This window comes from Ruegeria sp. AF5, assembly GCF_056541905.1.
The window spans coordinates 1-17,633 of the sequence record NZ_JBQFYZ010000025.1 but is presented as its reverse complement, the minus strand read 5'-3'; the positions used below and the strand labels follow the sequence as shown (position 1 = coordinate 17,633).

16 protein-coding genes are annotated in these 17,633 nt (G+C 57.0%); 6 read left to right on the top strand and 10 right to left on the bottom strand.

Annotation, left to right across the window (positions count from 1 at the left end; genetic code table 11):
- Positions 1 to 72: 72 nt before the first annotated feature.
- Positions 73 to 1,110 (top strand): tRNA epoxyqueuosine(34) reductase QueG, encoded by a 1,038-nt coding sequence (gene queG, locus ACR0DS_RS19385; protein ID WP_480560692.1) that lies wholly within the window; start codon positions 73 to 75, stop codon positions 1,108 to 1,110.
- Between the two features lie 72 nt (positions 1,111 to 1,182).
- Entirely contained in the window at positions 1,183 to 3,186 is a 2,004-nt protein-coding gene (locus tag ACR0DS_RS19380; RefSeq protein ID WP_480560694.1) for a hydantoinase/oxoprolinase N-terminal domain-containing protein, read from the top strand.
- 39 nt (positions 3,187 to 3,225) lie between these two features.
- On the opposite strand, the gene msrA is transcribed toward ACR0DS_RS19380, so the two are convergent.
- From msrA to ACR0DS_RS19365, 3 genes are all read right to left on the bottom strand, one after another.
- Positions 3,226 to 3,738, bottom strand: coding sequence for a peptide-methionine (S)-S-oxide reductase MsrA (msrA, locus tag ACR0DS_RS19375; protein WP_209598908.1), 513 nt, complete (start codon positions 3,736 to 3,738; stop codon positions 3,226 to 3,228).
- On the bottom strand, positions 3,735 to 4,184 hold the full coding sequence (gene msrB / locus ACR0DS_RS19370) for a peptide-methionine (R)-S-oxide reductase MsrB (protein ID WP_209506998.1): 450 nt from the start codon (positions 4,182 to 4,184) through the stop codon (positions 3,735 to 3,737). The genes msrA and msrB overlap by 4 nt, the downstream gene beginning before the upstream one ends.
- 125 nt (positions 4,185 to 4,309) lie before the next feature.
- Complete coding sequence (locus tag ACR0DS_RS19365; protein WP_480560696.1) at positions 4,310 to 5,194, bottom strand: DMT family transporter; 885 nt, start codon at positions 5,192 to 5,194, stop codon at positions 4,310 to 4,312.
- A gap of 182 nt (positions 5,195 to 5,376) precedes the next feature.
- Between ACR0DS_RS19365 and ACR0DS_RS19360 the strand changes: the two genes are divergently transcribed.
- Entirely contained in the window at positions 5,377 to 6,573 is a 1,197-nt protein-coding gene (locus ACR0DS_RS19360; protein WP_480484607.1) for a BCCT family transporter, read from the top strand.
- Positions 6,574 to 6,672: 99 nt separating this feature from the next.
- Here the strand turns inward: ACR0DS_RS19360 and ACR0DS_RS19355 are convergent, their stop codons facing one another.
- The 5 genes from ACR0DS_RS19355 to ACR0DS_RS19335 all read right to left on the bottom strand — a co-directional run bounded on the left by ACR0DS_RS19355 (position 6,673) and on the right by ACR0DS_RS19335 (position 12,041).
- Positions 6,673 to 7,146, bottom strand: a complete 474-nt coding sequence (locus tag ACR0DS_RS19355) for a GNAT family N-acetyltransferase (protein ID WP_480487088.1) — start codon at positions 7,144 to 7,146, stop codon at positions 6,673 to 6,675.
- A gap of 204 nt (positions 7,147 to 7,350) precedes the next feature.
- Positions 7,351 to 7,638, bottom strand: a complete 288-nt coding sequence (locus ACR0DS_RS19350) for an HU family DNA-binding protein (protein ID WP_117871130.1) — start codon at positions 7,636 to 7,638, stop codon at positions 7,351 to 7,353.
- A 130-nt stretch (positions 7,639 to 7,768) separates the two neighbouring features.
- Positions 7,769 to 9,232 (bottom strand): AMP nucleosidase, encoded by a 1,464-nt coding sequence (locus ACR0DS_RS19345; protein WP_480560698.1) that lies wholly within the window; start codon positions 9,230 to 9,232, stop codon positions 7,769 to 7,771.
- Entirely contained in the window at positions 9,229 to 11,031 is a 1,803-nt protein-coding gene (gene ade / locus ACR0DS_RS19340; RefSeq protein ID WP_480560700.1) for an adenine deaminase, read from the bottom strand. Before ade ends, ACR0DS_RS19345 begins: the two co-directional genes overlap by 4 nt.
- Before the next feature lie 140 nt (positions 11,032 to 11,171).
- Entirely contained in the window at positions 11,172 to 12,041 is an 870-nt protein-coding gene (locus tag ACR0DS_RS19335; RefSeq protein ID WP_480487094.1) for a LysR family transcriptional regulator, read from the bottom strand.
- Between the two features lie 114 nt (positions 12,042 to 12,155).
- On the opposite strand from ACR0DS_RS19335, the gene ACR0DS_RS19330 reads away from it, so the two are divergent.
- Positions 12,156 to 12,911, top strand: coding sequence for a class II aldolase and adducin N-terminal domain-containing protein (locus ACR0DS_RS19330; protein WP_480487096.1), 756 nt, complete (start codon positions 12,156 to 12,158; stop codon positions 12,909 to 12,911).
- A 21-nt stretch (positions 12,912 to 12,932) separates the two neighbouring features.
- Entirely contained in the window at positions 12,933 to 13,922 is a 990-nt protein-coding gene (locus ACR0DS_RS19325; protein ID WP_480487098.1) for a sterol desaturase family protein, read from the top strand.
- A 22-nt stretch (positions 13,923 to 13,944) separates the two neighbouring features.
- On the opposite strand, the gene ACR0DS_RS19320 is transcribed toward ACR0DS_RS19325, so the two are convergent.
- Complete coding sequence (locus ACR0DS_RS19320) at positions 13,945 to 14,577, bottom strand: class I SAM-dependent DNA methyltransferase (protein ID WP_480487107.1); 633 nt, start codon at positions 14,575 to 14,577, stop codon at positions 13,945 to 13,947.
- An 87-nt stretch (positions 14,578 to 14,664) separates the two neighbouring features.
- Between ACR0DS_RS19320 and ACR0DS_RS19315 the strand changes: the two genes are divergently transcribed.
- Entirely contained in the window at positions 14,665 to 15,510 is an 846-nt protein-coding gene (locus ACR0DS_RS19315; RefSeq protein ID WP_480484604.1) for an SDR family oxidoreductase, read from the top strand.
- Between the two features lie 5 nt (positions 15,511 to 15,515).
- Here ACR0DS_RS19315 and ACR0DS_RS19310 read toward each other — a convergent pair whose 3' ends face one another.
- Positions 15,516 to 17,135, bottom strand: a complete 1,620-nt coding sequence (locus tag ACR0DS_RS19310) for a GMC family oxidoreductase (RefSeq protein ID WP_480560702.1) — start codon at positions 17,133 to 17,135, stop codon at positions 15,516 to 15,518.
- Positions 17,136 to 17,633: the final 498 nt, after the last annotated feature.

The following is a 17,633-nucleotide window of genomic DNA, read 5'->3' as shown; positions in this document are numbered from 1 at the left end:
GGGTGCGCCCGGGGGGCTGTCTGCCCCCCATCGCGCATCTGCGCGATTCCCCCCGAGGATATTTTTAGCCAGATGAAGAGCGGATCTGATTTGAAGGAAAAGCTGGTACAGCAGGCCCTTGACGAAGGGTTTGTTGCGTGCCGTGTCTGCCGCCCCTGGGATGTTCCAGAAGTTCCCGAGCGTCTGGCCGCGTACCTGGGTGCCGGGTATCATGGGCAGATGGGATGGATGGCCGAACGAACGCATTGGCGCGGTGATCCTGCGGCCCTTTGGCCCGAGGCGCGATCAGTGATCATGCTGGCCGAGAGTTACACGCCGGAACATGACCCGACAGACGTCTTGAAGCAACGCGGCCACGGGGCGATTTCTGTCTATGCGCAGAACAAAGACTATCATGATCTGGTCAAAAAGCGACTGAAGCGCCTGGCGCGGTGGCTGATTGCCGAGGCGGGCGGCGAGGTTAAGGTGTTTGTTGACACTGCACCCGTGCCGGAGAAAGCCTTGGGGCAGGCCGCCGGGTTGGGCTGGCAGGGGAAACACACGAATCTGGTCAGTAGGGAATGGGGTAATTGGGCCTTTATAGGGTCTGTTTTTTCAACTCTGGATATACCCGCGGATCCTGCTGAGATTGATCGCTGCGGGTCTTGTCGGGCCTGTTTGGACAGCTGTCCCACAGACGCCTTTCCGGGCCCGTATCAATTGGATGCACGGCGGTGCATTTCCTATCTGACCATCGAGCATAAAGGCCCTGTGAAGCCTGAACTTCGCGGAAAGCTGGGCAATCGAATCTACGGCTGTGATGATTGCCTCGCAGCTTGCCCGTGGAACAAGTTTGCGGTTGCCGCAAGTGACATACGCTATGCCGCGCGTGAAGATCTGGCAGCGCCTGCGCTGGAAGAGCTGGTGGCGCTTGATGATACTTCGTTCCGAGCGAAGTTCTCTGGCTCACCCATCAAACGGATTGGGCGCGACCGGTTTGTGCGCAACGTGCTTTATGCCATTGGAAACTCGGGGCGCCCGAGTTTGAAGGCTGCGGCCCAGAGATTGACAGATGACCCGGATGAAACCGTGGCCGACGCAGCGCGTTGGGCGGTGGAACAACTTTCATAATTGCCGCAAACAGGCTGGACGTGTCGGCCCCAATCGCTACACCAATCTGCAGCGAACAGTAAGGAGAACCCGATGGCGCTGGCTTTGGGGGTGGATACGGGTGGAACCTATACCGATGCGGTACTGGTCCGGGATGAAAAAGAGGTGATAGCCTCAGCCAAGTCCCTGACCACACGCGCGGATCTGGCAATTGGTGTGGGGAAGGCGATTTCTGCCGTTCTGGAGCAGGCAAAAGTTACGCCGGATCAGATTTCAATGGCCTCTTTGTCCACGACATTGGCGACAAATGCCTTGGTCGAAGGGCAGGGCGGGCGCGTTGCGTTGATCTATATCGGATTCAAAGACAGCGACCTTGAAAAGCACGGTTTGAAGGACGCGTTAAAAGGGGACCCGGCCCTGGTTATGTCTGGTGGGCATTCCCATTCAGGCAGCGAAGCTGCGCCATTGGATATTGCAGCGCTGGAGCAATTTTTAGGCTCTCATAAGGGCATTTCAGGCTTTGCCATAGCCGCTCAGTTTGCCACACGAAATCCCGCGCATGAACTGGAAGCCGCACGGATCGTTTTGGAAAGAACCGGGGCTCCGGTCACATGTTCGCATCACTTGTCGGCAAAGCTGAACGGGCCGAAACGCGCCGTGACGGCCGTGTTGAATGCACGGCTGATCGGGATGATCGACCGTTTGATCGGGCGGGCGCAGGACCGGCTGCGCGAGTTGGGGATTATGGCGCCGATGATGGTTGTGCGCGGTGATGGGGCGTTGATGAGTGCTGAACAGGCGCGTGAACGCCCTATTGAAACGATCCTGAGCGGACCTGCCGCGTCAATTGTAGGCGCGCGCTGGTTGACCGGCGCAGAGAATGCGTTGGTGTCGGATATTGGCGGTACGACAACTGACGTGGCGTTGATCCGTGACGGCAAGCCCGCGATCGACTCGGCCGGGGCACAAGTAGGCGGGTTCCGCACAATGGTCGAGGCCGTTGCGATGCGCACCCATGGCCTTGGAGGTGATAGTCAGGTGCATGTCGTGACCGAGGGATTGCAGGGTGGTGTGTTTCTGGGGCCGCGTCGCGTTCTTCCGATATCCCTGATCGCCTCGGAAGCGCCCGAGATCGTTCATGCCATTCTGGATGAGCAATTGCGGGCCACGACGGTGGGCGAGCACGATACGCGCTTTGCCCGTCGCGTGCCGGGAATACATGACGACGGTATAGATGTGCGCGAAGAAGCTCTGCTAGAGCGGTTGGGAGATCAGGTTCTCCCGATTGGTTCCTTGCTTCGGTCCCGAATGGAAAGCGGCGCATTGACCCGGTTGGTGGATCGCGGGATCGTTCAGATCTCGGGCGTGACGCCGTCGGATGCCAGCCATGTACTGGGGCGGGTGGATGCCTGGGATGCGGACGCCGCCCGTAAGGCACTTGAACTGGTCGCACGCAAACGGGTCGGGTCCGGGGACATGTTGGCAAATTCCGCCGAAGCGCTGGCGCAGATGATCGTGGACCAGTTGACAAAACAGACCAGTTTGACCTTGTTAGAGGCTGCTTTTGATGAGGAACCGGACAGTTTCGGGCTGCCGTCACAGGAGCTGGCGCGGCATATCCTGACACAGCGCGGATTGGCGCAGCATCGCGGTTTGTTGTCGCTGACTGCAGCCTTGAACGTTGATGTTGTGGGGCTTGGGGCGTCAGCCGCCAGCTATTACCCGGCGGTCGGTGAACGGCTGCACTGCCGAATGATCCTGCCAGAACATGCGGGTGTAGCCAATGCGATTGGTGCCGTCGTGGGGCGGGTGACCTTACGGCGATCGGGCACGGTGACAAGTCCCGCCGAAGGGCGGTATCGTGTACACCTCGAGGGCGGGCCCAAGGATTTTTCCGCATCAGAAGATGCGCTGGCTTTGCTGGAAAATGTTCTGAGGTCGGAAGCTGAAGGCGCGGTGCGCGAAGCTGGTGCAGAAGATATCCGCGTGATCGTGGATCGCGACATCAAAACCGCGCGGGTCGAGGCCAATGATGTGTTTGTCGAGGCAATGATCACTGTCGAGGCTAGCGGGCGACCGCGGGTTGCGGCGGGCTAGCCCCTCTGACTTGTTCAGAGGGGCCCGGCAGGTGGTGCATTATTCTGCGGCGCTGGCGCGTTTGGGAAGAACCCAGTCCTGGCGCGGGAAGTGGCAGGTATATCCGTTCGGGATGCGCTCAAGATAATCCTGATGCTCGGGTTCGGCCTCCCAGAAATCGCCGACGGGTTCGACTTCGGTTACGACTTTTCCCGGCCACAAGCCGCTGGCATTCACGTCTGCGATAGTATCCAGGGCGGTTGCTCTTTGGGCTTCGTCGACGTGGTAAATCGCTGAACGATAGCTCATTCCTCGGTCGTTGCCCTGCCGATTGACAGTGGTCGGGTCGTGAATCTGGAAGAAAAATTCCAGCAGGTCGCGGTAACTGATCAGCGATGGGTCAAACCAGATTTCGATCCCTTCGGCGTGGGTGCCGTGGTTGCGATAGGTGGCGTTGGGCACATCGCCTCCGGTGTAGCCCACCCGGGTCCGCAAGACGCCTGGCAGCTTGCGGATCAGGTCCTGCATACCCCAAAAGCAGCCTCCGGCCAGTACAGCACGTTGTTCAGTCATTGGATTTCCTCCACGTGGATCAGGAATTCGGCGTAACCTTCAGCCTCCATCTCATCCCGATGGATGAACCTGAGCGAGGCCGAGTTAATGCAATATCGCAGGCCGCCATGTTCTCGCGGGCCGTCGGGGAAGACATGCCCCAGATGGCTGTCGCCGTGTTTCGATCGAACCTCGGTCCGGATCATACCATGTGTCGTGTCGCGAAACTCTTCCACATGCTCATGGATGATCGGCTTGGTAAAGCTGGGCCAGCCACATCCGGATTCGTATTTGTGGGTCGAAGCAAACAGCGGTTCGCCTGACACGATGTCCACGTAGATACCCGGTTCCTTGTTCTCCAAATACTTGCCTGTCCCCGGTCGTTCGGTGCCATTGCGTTGGGTGACGTGAAATTCTTCGGGCGAAAGTGCCGCAATAACCGTGGGGTCTTTGGTGTAACGTGTCATGGATCCTCCGGCTGATTTGACGGTTGTGCCATTATCTGGGGGCTGCCGACTAGAAAGCAAAGCGATATTTCAAACAGCTCTCACAGACGTGCGGTCGGTCTGACGCAAACAGATAGGCCCTTGTGTTAGGCCGAAGTCGTTTTGCCGGCAGGTTGGCGTGACAGTTGAACAGCAAGAATACCCAGTGTCGTGACTGTAACGCCAATTGCATCCATCGCGCCCAGTTTCTCGCCCAGCAATATGGCCGCTATCGTGACACCGAATACCGGGTTCAAAAAGTGGAACGTGGCTGCGCGGATCGCGCCGATGCGATCCAGAAGAAGGAACCAGATCAGCGTGGCCAGCAGCCCAGGAAACAGGGTTGTGTAGGTGAACGCCAATGCCAGTGGCAGCGTCGGGTGGATGTAAATGGTCTCAAAGATCGGCGCGGCCACGAACAACGTCGCTGAGCCTACAAGCATCTGCAGACCCACGACCATCATGAAGTTACCGCCCGAAGTCGCGCCGCGAACCGCGAGGGTGGCAAAGGTCAGCGCCAAAGCTCCGATGCCGCATAGTGCGACGCCGAACATGTCGACACCAGCACTGATCCGGCTGCTCATGATCAGGGCGACGCCGGTGAATCCAGCAAACAATCCCAAAATCCCGAGAGGGCGCAGTTTCTCGCCAAAAATAAGCCACCCTGCCAGCGCCACCAGCAAGGGCATTGTGGACGCGATAATCGCCGCAACCGAAGCCTCGACCGTTTGCATCGCGTAAAAATTCAGACCCAAATACAGGGCATTTTGGCAGATACCGAAAAGAATTGTCGCCCGCCACTGGTTCCGGGTCAGGTGCCAGCTTTGCCCCATCGCCCGGGCAATCAGAACCCCCAAAACCCCTGAGATCAAAAACCGCAGGGCTAGCGAAAACAAAGGAGAGGCGTCTGCCACGATGATCCGCGCCGAGGTAAAGGCAGACGACCAGATCAGGGCAAATGTCAGCCCCATGGCTATGGCGCGCAGATCCATGGAGACCCCCTGTCACTTTGCGCGGACTTTCCCCGATTTTGTGATCGGTCGCAAGCGCTGCGCGTCAAAAAAGACACATCCGTGATGCAACGAAAGTCACGAGGATGTTTTTATTGATTGACTGAACAATTAAAGTTATCGGCTCCGGGATCTGACATATCAAGGGAGGGTTGTCGGTGCTTCTGGAATACATTCTTTCTTTTGGCGTTCTGCTGGCGTTGGGCCTGGTCGCGTTCTTCGTCGTGAAGTGGTGGAACCTGCGCTGCGTTGGCGTTACACCTGTCCACCTTTTCACGTTCATCGCGATCCTGTTTACGTCCGGTCTGGATGTTGGCCTGATCATGTTCCCGCTGACAGAATTTGGTGGCTATGCCGAAGATCCGGCCTATGCCTTTGCCAATCCACTGGCGATCGAGTTCGGTTTCTGGGGATTTCTGATCTGGGCGTTTTACTTCCTGACAGCCTTCTATTTCTGCGTGATCGAACCCCGCGTGAACTTCTTTGAGATTCCGCTGGTCAAGCTGATCAACAACGTCGTCATCATCGGCACCTGCGCCTTTACCGCCAGCCTGTTCCTGATCTACCTGCCTGGCTACCTGCCAGAGGTCGGAGATGGAGAATCTGTCGTTACCACCTTCTACGTCATCGTGTTTGTGGTCATTCTGGCGGCAGCATACTCGTCGACCGATTTGAAATATGTGCGCATCCTGTCGGTCGGTTCGACCTTTCTGTTCCTTGCACTGATTCTGGGTATGTGGGCGGCCGCTGGCATGGGAATGACCGGGTTTATCGAAACCGGCAGTAACATTGGTGCCTATTTCACCAATGTGCACAAATTTGTCCTGCCGCTGACCGATTATCATGCCTTCTACTTGTTCTGGTGGTTTGCGTGGTCAATCATGATTGGCCAGTTTACTTCGCGCTTTGTGGGCGGTTTGAAAACCTGGCAGCTGCTGGCGGCGTTGTTGATCTTCCCGTCGATCCCGCTGGGGATCTGGTTCACCGTTCTCTACTACTATCACCTGAACGGCATCAGCACCGCAGGCATCACCAATATCGCGATGGTAATCGTGGGCGTGACCTTTGTGATCAACTCGCTGGACTCGCTGATTAGGCTCTATACAGACAACCTGAACATGACCGCCGAGCGGTTTGGCAAGGCGACCTATGTCGCTGGCAACGTCGCGCTGCTGTTTGTGCTAACGCTGCTGTTCCAGAGTCAGTGGTTGCAAATCCAGTGGATCGGAGCCGTCGTAGTCGGTCTTTACCTGGCTTGCGTGGTCTATATCCTGGTCACCAAGCGCAAAGAGGTGATGAGTATCGATGCCATGCCGGAAGATCGCGATCTGGACTTCCACAAGGTTGAGACGATTCACTGATTGTTTCGAACCTACCAAACCAAAAGCGGGCCTCGACATTGGGGCCCGCAGCCGTTTTTGGGCACTGCCCGATCCGGCCCTCATTCCTTGTCGTTCACTTCAGTTCGTGTCGAGACGATATTTGAGGAAACTGTGGCCAGCGTAGTCTACTTGCCCAACAAAATAAGCGCCGAGTTTGGTCATTGCGCGCAGTTTCGTGCGTGAAGGCGGCAGCAAGAATGTCACGAACGGAATACGATTGTCCTGCTTTGCGAATGCGATGGCCTGACGTGCTATCTTTGCACCCAGTCCAAATGCACCGGGCTTCAAGACCAACCCGAAATCCCACTCTTCACCTTCTTTTTGAAATCCGCCCCATCCCACATAATGTCCGCGGTGCAGAATTGCCCAATGACCTAGGCCGTCCCGCGCCCAACACGACTCTTTCGCGTGAATGAAACCGGCGACTGTTTCCTCATCCCAATCCTGCGTCAGGAGAGGCATGTGTTCGGCAAGAATTGGATTTCTCATATGCGCCAGTATCTCAGGTGCTGAGACGAGGGGCAGTCGCGTGAAGGTTATATCCTGTTCCATAGAACTGGGATTTAGCTGGCCAAGCAGGAAATCAACGGGTTGTCCGTAAAAAACGTGCCAAGGACAACCGGTGTTGGATTGTAGCCTTTAGTTACAGCCTGATGCCTTATCACATAATTGCGCGGGCCGTAGGATGTAAAGTTTAGACACAAAAAAAGGGGCCGCGTAACCGCCACCCCTTTATATGGTTCCAAGCGCTTGAGATCAGCCGTTCACGCTGTCTTTCAGTGCTTTCGCGATGGTCATTTTCACAACCTTGTCGGCTTCTTTGGTGAAGGTTTCACCGGTTGCCGGGTTGCGGACCTGACGCTCAGGGCGTTCGCGGCAGTAGATTTTGCCGACGCCAGGCAGGGTCACTGCACCACCTGCGGAAACTTCGCGCGTGATCAGGCCGGTGATGGCCTCAAGCGCAGAGTTCGCGGATTTCTTATCGGTTCCCATTTCCTCAGCGAGAGCAGCAACCAGCTGAGTCTTTGTCATAGGTTTTGCCATTTCTTGGTCTCCTTAACGTGCCCGATCTATAGGGCCTCACCGCGTAACTGTAACGGGATATTGTGGCCAAACACAACGAATAGTAGCGCAGAAACCCCTAAAAATATGGGGAAAACGTTGCTTTTTTGCGTCAGAGGAAGGCAGTTTCGTCGAAGGAACGCAATTTCCGGCTGTGCAGACGCTCCAACGGCATGCCGCGCAGGTGCTCCATAGCGCGTATCCCGATCATCAAATGACGCCCCACCTGAGTGGTATAAAAGGACGAGGCCATGCCCGGCAGCTTTAGTTCGCCGTGCAGGGGCTTGTCCGACACGCACAGCAAAGTGCCGTAAGGAACGCGAAAGCGATAGCCGTTCGCGGCGATTGTGGCGCTTTCCATATCCAACGCGATGGCCCGCGACTGGCTGAGGCGCTGAACCGGTCCGGATTGATCGCGCAGTTCCCAGTTGCGATTGTCGACCGATGCAACTGTTCCCGTCCGCATGATCCGCTTCAGTTCATACCCTTCCAGCTCGGTCACTTCGGCCACGGCGCGTTCCAGCGCGACCTGAACCTCGGCCAGGGGCGGGATGGGCACCCAGACCGGCAGGTCATCATCCAGAACCTTGTCATCACGTAGATATGCATGGGCCAGAACGAAATCACCCAATGCCTGCGTGTTGCGCAATCCGGCGCAATGGCCAACCATCAACCACGCGTGGGGGCGCAGAACCGCGATATGGTCGGTCGCAGTTTTCGCATTCGAGGGGCCAACACCGATGTTCACCAAAGTAAGACCCGAACCATCTTCACGCTTCAGATGATAGGTTGGCATTTGCGGCAGTTTCAGCGGTTGCTCGATTTCTGCGTCCGGCTCCGTGATCTCAACATTCCCGGTCGAGACAAAGCTGGTATACCCGCTGCTGGGATCAGCCAACTGCTCACGGGCGTAGTTCTCGAATTCCGAAACATAGAACTGATAGTTCGTGAACAGAACGTGGTTCTGAAAATGCCGGGCATCTGTCGCTGTGTAATGTGCCAGTCGCGCAAGTGAATAATCGACGCGCTGGGCAGAAAACAATGACAAGGGTCCGACGGCGTCTTCATGATCGTGCACGCCGTTAACGATGTCGTCATTCGTGGTGGTCAGATCCGGCACGTCAAACACATCGCGCAGGGTGAAAGCAGCCGCCCCCTGATGCGGCACAACCAGACCTGACGTATTCGCCACGGCAAAATGCACCGGAATAGGTGTGTCCGACGCTGCAATCGTCACCGGTTGGTCGTGATTCTTGATCAACAGGGCAATCTGCTGGGTCAGGTAGGACCGGAATAAATCCGGGCGCGTTACGGTTGTAGCGTGAACACCGGGTTCCGCCACATGCCCAAAACTCAGGCGGCTGTCGACTTGAGCATAGGTCGACGTCTTTATGCGAATCTCGGGGTAATAGGCCCTGTATCTGGCGGTTGGTGCTCCATTTTGCAGTACCTTCGAGAAGCTGTCGCACAGAAATTCTGTTGCTTGAGTGTAAAGCTCCTCCAGTCGCGCAACTGCGGCTGCGGGATCGGTGAACTGTTCTGGCGAAAGGGCTTCAGGTGTCAGGAGTGTCGTCATGCTAAGGGTTCCAGAAGATCAATTTTTTCGAATGTGCGCACGTCAACCAGCCCGAGATCAGAAATCCTGAGTTCCGGTATGACGACCAACGCCAGTAGCGAATGTTGCATATACGCGTTGTTCAGATTGCAGCCACATTCCTGCATAGCCTGAACCATCCTGTCCGCCTTGGCCGCAACTTCAGCGGCCGGGCTGTCGGACATCAGACCGGCAATGGGAAGTTCGACCATCGCCAGTTCCTGGCCGTCCCTAAAGATCGTGATGCCGCCACCCACTTCGGCCAGTCGATTCGCGGCCAGCGCCATCTGTTCACGGTCGGTGCCGACGACGATCATGTGGTGACTGTCATGCGCCACGGTCGAGGCCATGGCCATTTTTCCCTGATATCCAAACCCCGAGACAAAGGCGTTGGTGACGCCCCCTGTCGCCCGGTGTCGTTCGACCAGTGATATCTGGCATACGTCACCCTCACCTTCAACAAGCCCGCCGATTATCGGCAATTCGGCTTTCAGGGCTTTAGTGGGGGCCTGGTTTTCTACCACGCCAATGACGTTGGCCCTTACCTTGTTTGCACCCTTCGGCGCCGCGATCTCAAAATCGGACGCGGCCAGTTCCTGCTTCAGATGAACGGTGCGACGTGCCTTGTCGGGCCAGTTCAGGTGGGGGCAATCAACCTTGATCACCCCGTTTTCCGCAACAACCTTCCCGCGCGCTATGACCAGTTCGACCGGCAATTCGGTCAGGTCAGAGCTGAGGATGATGTCTGCCCGTCGTCCCGGCGTGACCGATCCGATCTCGCGTTCCAGACCGAAATGCGTGGCGGTGTTGATCGTCGCCATCTGCACGGCCACAAGCGGGTCACAGCCGCAGGCAATCGCGTGGCGCACGACGCGGTTCATATGCCCATCATTGACCAGCGTGGCAGAGTGGCAGTCATCCGTGCACAGGATGAAATTGCGCGCATCCAGACCTTTTTCGGTGACCGCGGTAATCTGGCTTTCAATGTCATACCAGGCCGAACCCAACCGCATCATCGACCGCATTCCCTGACGGACCCGTGCGATGGCATCCGCTTCGCAGGTGCCTTCGTGGTCATCGGCAGGTCCACCAGCCACATAAGCCGCGAAATCAGGCCCTAAATCAGGGGATGCGTAATGTCCGCCGACGACCTTGCCTGCCCGCTGCGTGGCCGCAATCTCGGCCAGCATTTTGGGATCTCCGTGAATCACGCCGGGGAAGTTCATCATTTCCCCCAAGCCGATGATCCCGGGCCAATTCATCGCCTCGGCCACGTCTTCGGGGGTGATTTCATAGCCTGTCGTCTCTAACCCCGGTGCAGAGGGCGCGCAGGACGGCATCTGAGTGAAGATGTTGACCGGCTGCATCATTGCTTCGTCATGCATCATGCGCACACCGTCCAGCCCCAACACATTGGCGATCTCGTGCGGGTCGGTGAACATACTGGTTGTGCCATGGGGGATAACTGCGCGGGCAAACTCGGCAGGGGTCAGCATCCCCGATTCGATGTGCATATGCGCGTCGCATAAGCCGGGCAGGATAAAGCGGCCTTGCGCGTCGATAACCTGTGTCTCTGGTCCGGTACAATGCGAGGCGTCGGGACCGACAAATGCAATACGGCCTGCAGCGATTGCAACTGAATGGTTCGGCAGCAGTTCGCGGCTGTGCACATTTACCCAAGTCCCACCCTTTATTACCATATCTGCTGCCTCACGTCCGGCAGCAACTGCGATCAATCGGGGGGCGACATCGGGCCAAGTTGGGAAGGGTGTGTTTTCCATGGCTCAACTTTCACGAATGCGCGCGTGGGCGCAACCCCGGTTCTTTACTACTGCCGACGGATCACAATTCTGCAAATCTGCCCGACTCAGTCATCGAAAGCTGACATAGGTGCCGACAGCGCGCAGGAACCCGTCCGGATTTACGTTTCGGACCCGAATTCTCGTCGTATCCAGTTCGCAAAGGTAACCGCTCCGGGCGTGTCCTCGGCCTGAGGGGAGAGCAGCAGATAATACGCCTCGGGCATCGGGGCGCGATGCTCAAATGGTGCGACTAGTCGTCCCTGATCGATCAAATGACCTGCGATGGTGTCATGGGCCAGGCACAGGCCACCTCCGGCCATCGCAGCTGACAAACAAACCAGATAGGTTGTCGCGTAGGTAATAGGCGGATTCTGCCAATTCAGAGCCTGATCTTCAGCCCACGTCGCCCAGTTGGTCAACAGGTTGGAACAGTCGAACAGAGGTTTTTCCTGAAGGTCTTGCAGGCAAACCTGATATCCCGGCGCGCAGACGGGATAGTAATATTCAGAGCGCAGCACCTCTGTCCGGGTTGTATCTGAGGGTCGAAGGGAAAACCGGATCTCGACTGCTGCGCCTTCAGCCATCTCGCGCGGTTCCCACAACTCGGTGAAGATGTTCAGCTGAACATCCGGGTGTTCAGCCTGAAATAATGGCAGACGCGGGGCCAGCCAGTTCACGGCGAAACTGATGTTGCACTGCACCTGGACCGCATTCTGTTGCGCGCCAGTTACCGCCTGAGTGCCCCGTATCAGTGTCCGAAACGCCTCGCGCACCACCGGCAAATAGGTGATTCCGGCCTCTGTCAGCTCAAGCGCCTTCGGGCGTCGCAGGAACAGTGGCTGACCCAGATGGCCTTCCAGCGATTTGATCTGCTGACTGACCGCACTTTGCGTCATGTTCAGATCCCGCGCCGCACCGGTGAATGACAGATGGCGGGCTGCGGCTTCGAATGTGCGCAGCCAGCCAAGCGGGGGAAGCCTGTTTTGCATCGACATAACTCCGGCATAAGTTTAGCTAATGGAATAGTTGCGTTTTTTTCGTTGGTCAAATTGCCGGACCAAATGCAGGCTTTGGTCATTCGCAGATACCAAAGGACGCGTCACATGAGTCTCACCAACCTTCGTCCCAACATCGATCATTGGTCAGAACGTGTGGACATGGCCGCAACCTTTCGCTGGACGGCCCGGCTGAACATGCACGAAGCCGTTGCCAACCACTTCAGTCTTGCTGTGAACGCAGACGGGACGCAGTTCCTGATGAACCCCAATCAGGCGCATTTCTCGCGTATTCGCGCGTCTGATCTGTTGCTGTTGAACGCCAACGATCCGGATGTGATGTCCCAGCCCGGCGCACCTGATCCCACGGCCTGGGGCCTGCACGGCTCGATCCATCGCCACTGCCCGCACGCGCGTTGCGTCATGCATGTGCATTCGATTTTCGCAACTGTTCTGGCGTCACTGGCCGACAGTACACTTCCGCCAATCGACCAGAACACCGCGACCTTCTACAACCGCTACGTTGTTGACGAAGAATTTGGCGGATTGGCTTTTGAAAGCGAAGGCGAGCGGTGCGCCGGGATGTTGGCTGATCCGAAGAAGAAAGTCATGATCATGGGCAACCACGGGGTTCTGATCACTGGCAGCGACCCTGCAGATACCTTTAACAGGCTCTATTATTTCGAGCGCGCTGCCGAAACTTACATCCGGGCGCTGCAAACAGGCCTGCCCCTGCGGGTGCTGTCGGATGAAATTGCCGAGAAAACAGCACAGGAACTGGACGACTACCCCGGTCAAGCCGAAGCGCATCTGCGAGAGATCAAAGCAATACTCGATGCAGAAGGCTCGGATTACGCAACCTGAATGCAAGACAGAGTGACCGACATGCGAGATTCCACGCAGGACCCCGAAGCTGCCCGCTGGCATTACCACCCCGACGGGCCAGTGGGTCTCAACCCGCTGTTCAGTTGGCCACCACGTCCGGCGGCCGTGCTGAAATGGTACAGCGGAGCGTGGTTGCAAATCACCGCCCTGACACTGTGCATGACCTTGGCCGTCATCGCCTATGCGTTCTTTTTCCCTGCGTTAGAGACGATGAAAAGCTTTGCGCCCGGATGGATGTTTCGGATCTGGTTGCTGAATATGGTGCCGCAAACTCTGGTAGCAGGAAGCCTGCACTGGTGGCTGTACATGCGCAAAGGGCAGGGGATGTACAAAAAGTTTGATCGCAGGGACCTGACACGGGACAACGGAACATTCACATTCCGCAATCAGGTCTGGGATAACATCTGGTGGACGCTGGGCAGCGCCATGACGGTGGCGACCATTTACCAGTGGGTCATCTTCTGGGCGATGGCAAATGGCTGGGTTCCGACGATTACCTGGGCCAGCGCGCCGGTCTGGTTCGTGGTTTGGATGTTGTTTATTCCCATGTGGTCCGGTCTGCATTTTTACTGGGTGCACCGGCTGGAACATCATCCCAGGCTTTATAAACTTGTGCACGCGGTCCATCACCGCAATGTCAATACCGGGCCATGGTCAGGGATTTCGAATCACTGGTATGAAAACATGCTGTATTTCACGACGTATTTCATCCACCTGATCGTGCCTTCCCATCCGCTGCATGTGTTGTTTCACAGCTCGTTCCAGCAGGTCAGCCCGATACTGTCCCATTCTGGGTTCGAGAAGCTAAAGGCCGGTGAGACCGAAGCCGCGCGGGCGGGCGACTTTTTTCATCAGCTCCACCACAGGTATTTCGAGTGCAACTACGGCACATCCGAAATTCCGTTCGACAAGTGGTTTGGCACCTATCACGATGGCTCAGCCGAGGCGACGACACGCACGAGGGCCTACAAAAAGCAGATGTACACTTGACGCGGCTGGTTCTGTCCGGGGACTAAACCCGCTCGAACAATGCAATGAAGGCCGTGTCATCCTTATTGGGTCCTGCGGCAAGATCGCCATAGATGCGAACCTCGGGCAGGGTCAGGTTGCGGATCTGGTCCTGTTCCAGTTCGTGCAGCTTGCCCTTGAAGCCCATCTTTTCGAAATGGCGGGCGTTTATTGACAGGGCGAACGTAGCGCCTGATCGTGCGACGCGAAGCAGCGCAGGCAACACTTCGGGACCCAGGTGGCCATGTGTGAACGTGCCAGATGACACGATGCCGGAATAGCTGTCTGGCGGAACCGGGATGCCATGGGTCAGGTCAGCCTCGATCGCGTCCCGGTAGATATCCTTGCGCATAGCCTGTTCCAGCATCTCTGAACTGATATCCGTGGCATCAATCGGGCCAACACCAAGCCCAGACAACACCGCGCCGCACAGGCCCGTTCCCGCTCCGACATCCAGAACCGGCCCCTGACCGCCCGCGCCCACAAACGCCCGCGCGGTATGGGTATGAAGCTGATAATCCTCACGCGCGGCAAAGCTGTCGTCATAGTCCCCGGCCCATTCCGCATAAAGGCGTTTGTTATCGTCCGGAGAGCTCAGCGCGTAGGCAGAATGCAGGTCTGGTTTCTTTTTGCTCATATCCACAGAAAGGCGCATCAGAAGATTCGATTCAAGTGCGTCCATGCGGCGCTTGCATCCCGATGCGCTGAAGCCCATCAACGGTGCATGACCAAGACACTCTTCTCATTTGGCCACGGCTATTCTGCGCAGGCCCTTTCCCGAATTCTTGCCCCGAAAGGCTGGCAGATTTTTGGCACCACACGAGATGGCGAAGGCACAGATGCGATACGTGCCTCTGGCGCGGACCCGCTGATCTGGCCCGGTGAGGTTCCAAATCTGGATCGGGTGACGCATTTGCTGATCTCAACGGCACCGGGCGAGGCGGGCGATCCGGTACTGGCGGCGCTGGGCGACGAGATCCGAAAACGAGCAAGTCAGTTCACTTGGGTGGGTTATTTATCGACAACGGCTGTTTATGGCGATCACCAGGGCGCCTGGGTTGACGAAGACACCCCGCCAACACCGACCGCCAAGCGTGGAAAGTGGCGCATGCTGGCTGAAGAGCAATGGGCGGCTGTGCCGGGCCTGCCTGTTCACATCTTCCGTCTGGCAGGGATTTACGGCCCGGGCCGTGGGCCGTTCTCTAAGCTCACACGCGGTGGGCTGCGGCGTATCATCAAGCCGGGGCAAGTGTTTTCGCGTATCCACGTGGATGACATTGCGCAGGTTCTGCAAGCCTCGATGACAAGGCCGAATCCGGGCAGTGTTTACAATGTCTGCGACGATGAGCCTGTCCCGCCACAGGATGTCATCGGGTATGCCGCCGAGTTGCAGGGGCTTCCTCTGCCCCCGGCGGTTTCATTTGACGAGGCCGATCTGACACCGATGGCGCGCAGTTTTTATAACGAGAACAAACGCGTCCGAAACGACCGGATCAAGGATGAGTTGGGTGTCGAATTGATCTACCCGAACTACCGGGTGGGGTTGGAGGCGCTGATGAAGGACCGGTAGGTTCTTTACTGCGCGGCTGCCTTAATCATGTCCGAGGCTTTTTCCGCGATCATTATTGTTGGCGCGTTTGTGTTTCCCGACACCAGCGTTGGCATCACCGACGCATCAACTACACGCAGCCCCTCAATCCCCCGCACCCGAAGTTCGGGATCCACAACCGCCAGATCGTCGGTACCCATCTTGCAGGTGCCGACCGGGTGATAGATCGTATCGGCGCGGGCGCGGATATGCCCCTCCCAATCGGCGTCAGATTTGGCCGTATCGGTTCCGAACATCTCTTTATGCCGATATTTGGCCAAAGCTGGCGCTTGCAGGATGTCTCGCGTCATTCGCGCGCCTTTGATCATGGTGTCCAGATCGCGTGCATCTGCAAGAAATCCCGGGTCGATGACAGGCATTGCCATTGGGTCGGCGCTGCTCAGGCCAACGGTTCCCCGGCTTTCCGGGCGAAGCTTGCAGATATGACAGCTGTACCCGTAACCGTAATGCAGTTTGCGGGCGTGATCATCGACCATTGCGATGGTGAAATGCAGCTGGATATCCGGGCGCTCCAGCTCGGGTGAGGTTTTCAGAAACGCCGCGCCTTCGGCAAACGGAGTGGCCGCCATTGACACACCGGTCTTGCGCCACTGATGGATGTGCTTCAGCAGTCGCACTGCCGCTGTTGCGCCGATCCCAAAGTTGTTCGTGTCTTTGGTCCGGTAGGTCAGAGTAAAGTCGAGGTGGTCCTGCAGGTTCCGCCCTACACCCGGTAGTTCGTTGAGAACAGCGATCCCGTGCGGTTCTAGATCAGCGCTTGCTCCAATCCCAGAGATTTGCAGCAGCTGCGGTGTTTTTAATGCTCCCGCGCACAGCAGAACTTCGCGAGTGGCGGTAACGGTGGTGTCTGCCTCTTTGCCTTTGACCCTGAAAACAACGCCAGTTGCGCGCTTACCCTGAAATACCAGCCCTTTCGCATGGGCATGTGTAATGATCGTCAGGTTCGGACGGTTGGCAATCGGGAACAGGTAACCCGCAGCCGCCGAGCACCGCTCTCCATTCTTTGTCGGGTCATGAAACTGCGTTACCTGATACAGCCCGACACCTTCGTTATCGCCTCGGTTGAAATCATCAGTATGACGGTGTTGGAGTTGCCGCGCGGCTTCAATGAACGCGCGGGTGATCGGGCGAGGTTCCTTTTGCTGTGACACCTGTAACGGGCCCTTGTCACCATGCCAGCTGTCTGCGCCAAGCTCATTGTTCTCGGACCGTTTGAAATACGGCAATACGCTGTCCCAATCCCAACCGTCGCAGCCCTGATCGGCCCACCCATCGTAATCCTGCCGCTGACCCCGGACATAAAGCATCGCGTTGATCGCGCTCGAACCACCCAGTGCTTTGCCGCGGGGTTGATACCCCCGGCGTCCGTTCAACCCGCGTTGCGGTATGGTTTCAAAAGCCCAGTTGTTTATTTTGGGTCGTCCCGGAAGGGCTGCCACGACAGCTGCCGGCACCCTGACAGTCAGGCCGTTTCCGTTTCCACCTGCTTCGAGCAGGCAAACGCGTGAAGCCGGGTTCTCGCTGAGGCGGTTTGCAAGAACGGATCCTGCCGAACCGCCGCCCACGATGATATAGTCGAACTCCATGCTGGCTTCCCTACTATCAGAACCATTATTGTGCCGGTCCGCTGTTCGCCATCCGAGCCAGGCTCACCTGAGACTGCGTCAATTGAGTAAAAAAACAATTGTGACCTGAAGTCAGTTTCCAAGTGTTCTTCGACATTCAGCGAAACGGTACGCCCGCGTCGATCGAGTGACTCAAGACGGATATCGATGTCGTCGTTTGCTGACGGGGTCGACGATTCCAGCCAAAGTGCAGATTTCACCCTCTTCTTCTGATGAGCCTGCACCTGAAATGGCCGATGGGAATCGCGAAATATCTGCTTAAACTATTGATTTACAACATTTAAATGAGAGAGTAGTGAGAAATGTGAAGTTTTTTCAAAATGGGGGTTGCAGGTCGGAAGCCTAATCCGTAAATACCCCTTCACCGGCGCAACTGAGGTTGGCCTGACGGACTGGAAAGACGGTTGAGACGCACCGGAGAGACGGTGGGCATCTGAGGTTGAGGTTTAGGCGGTTTCG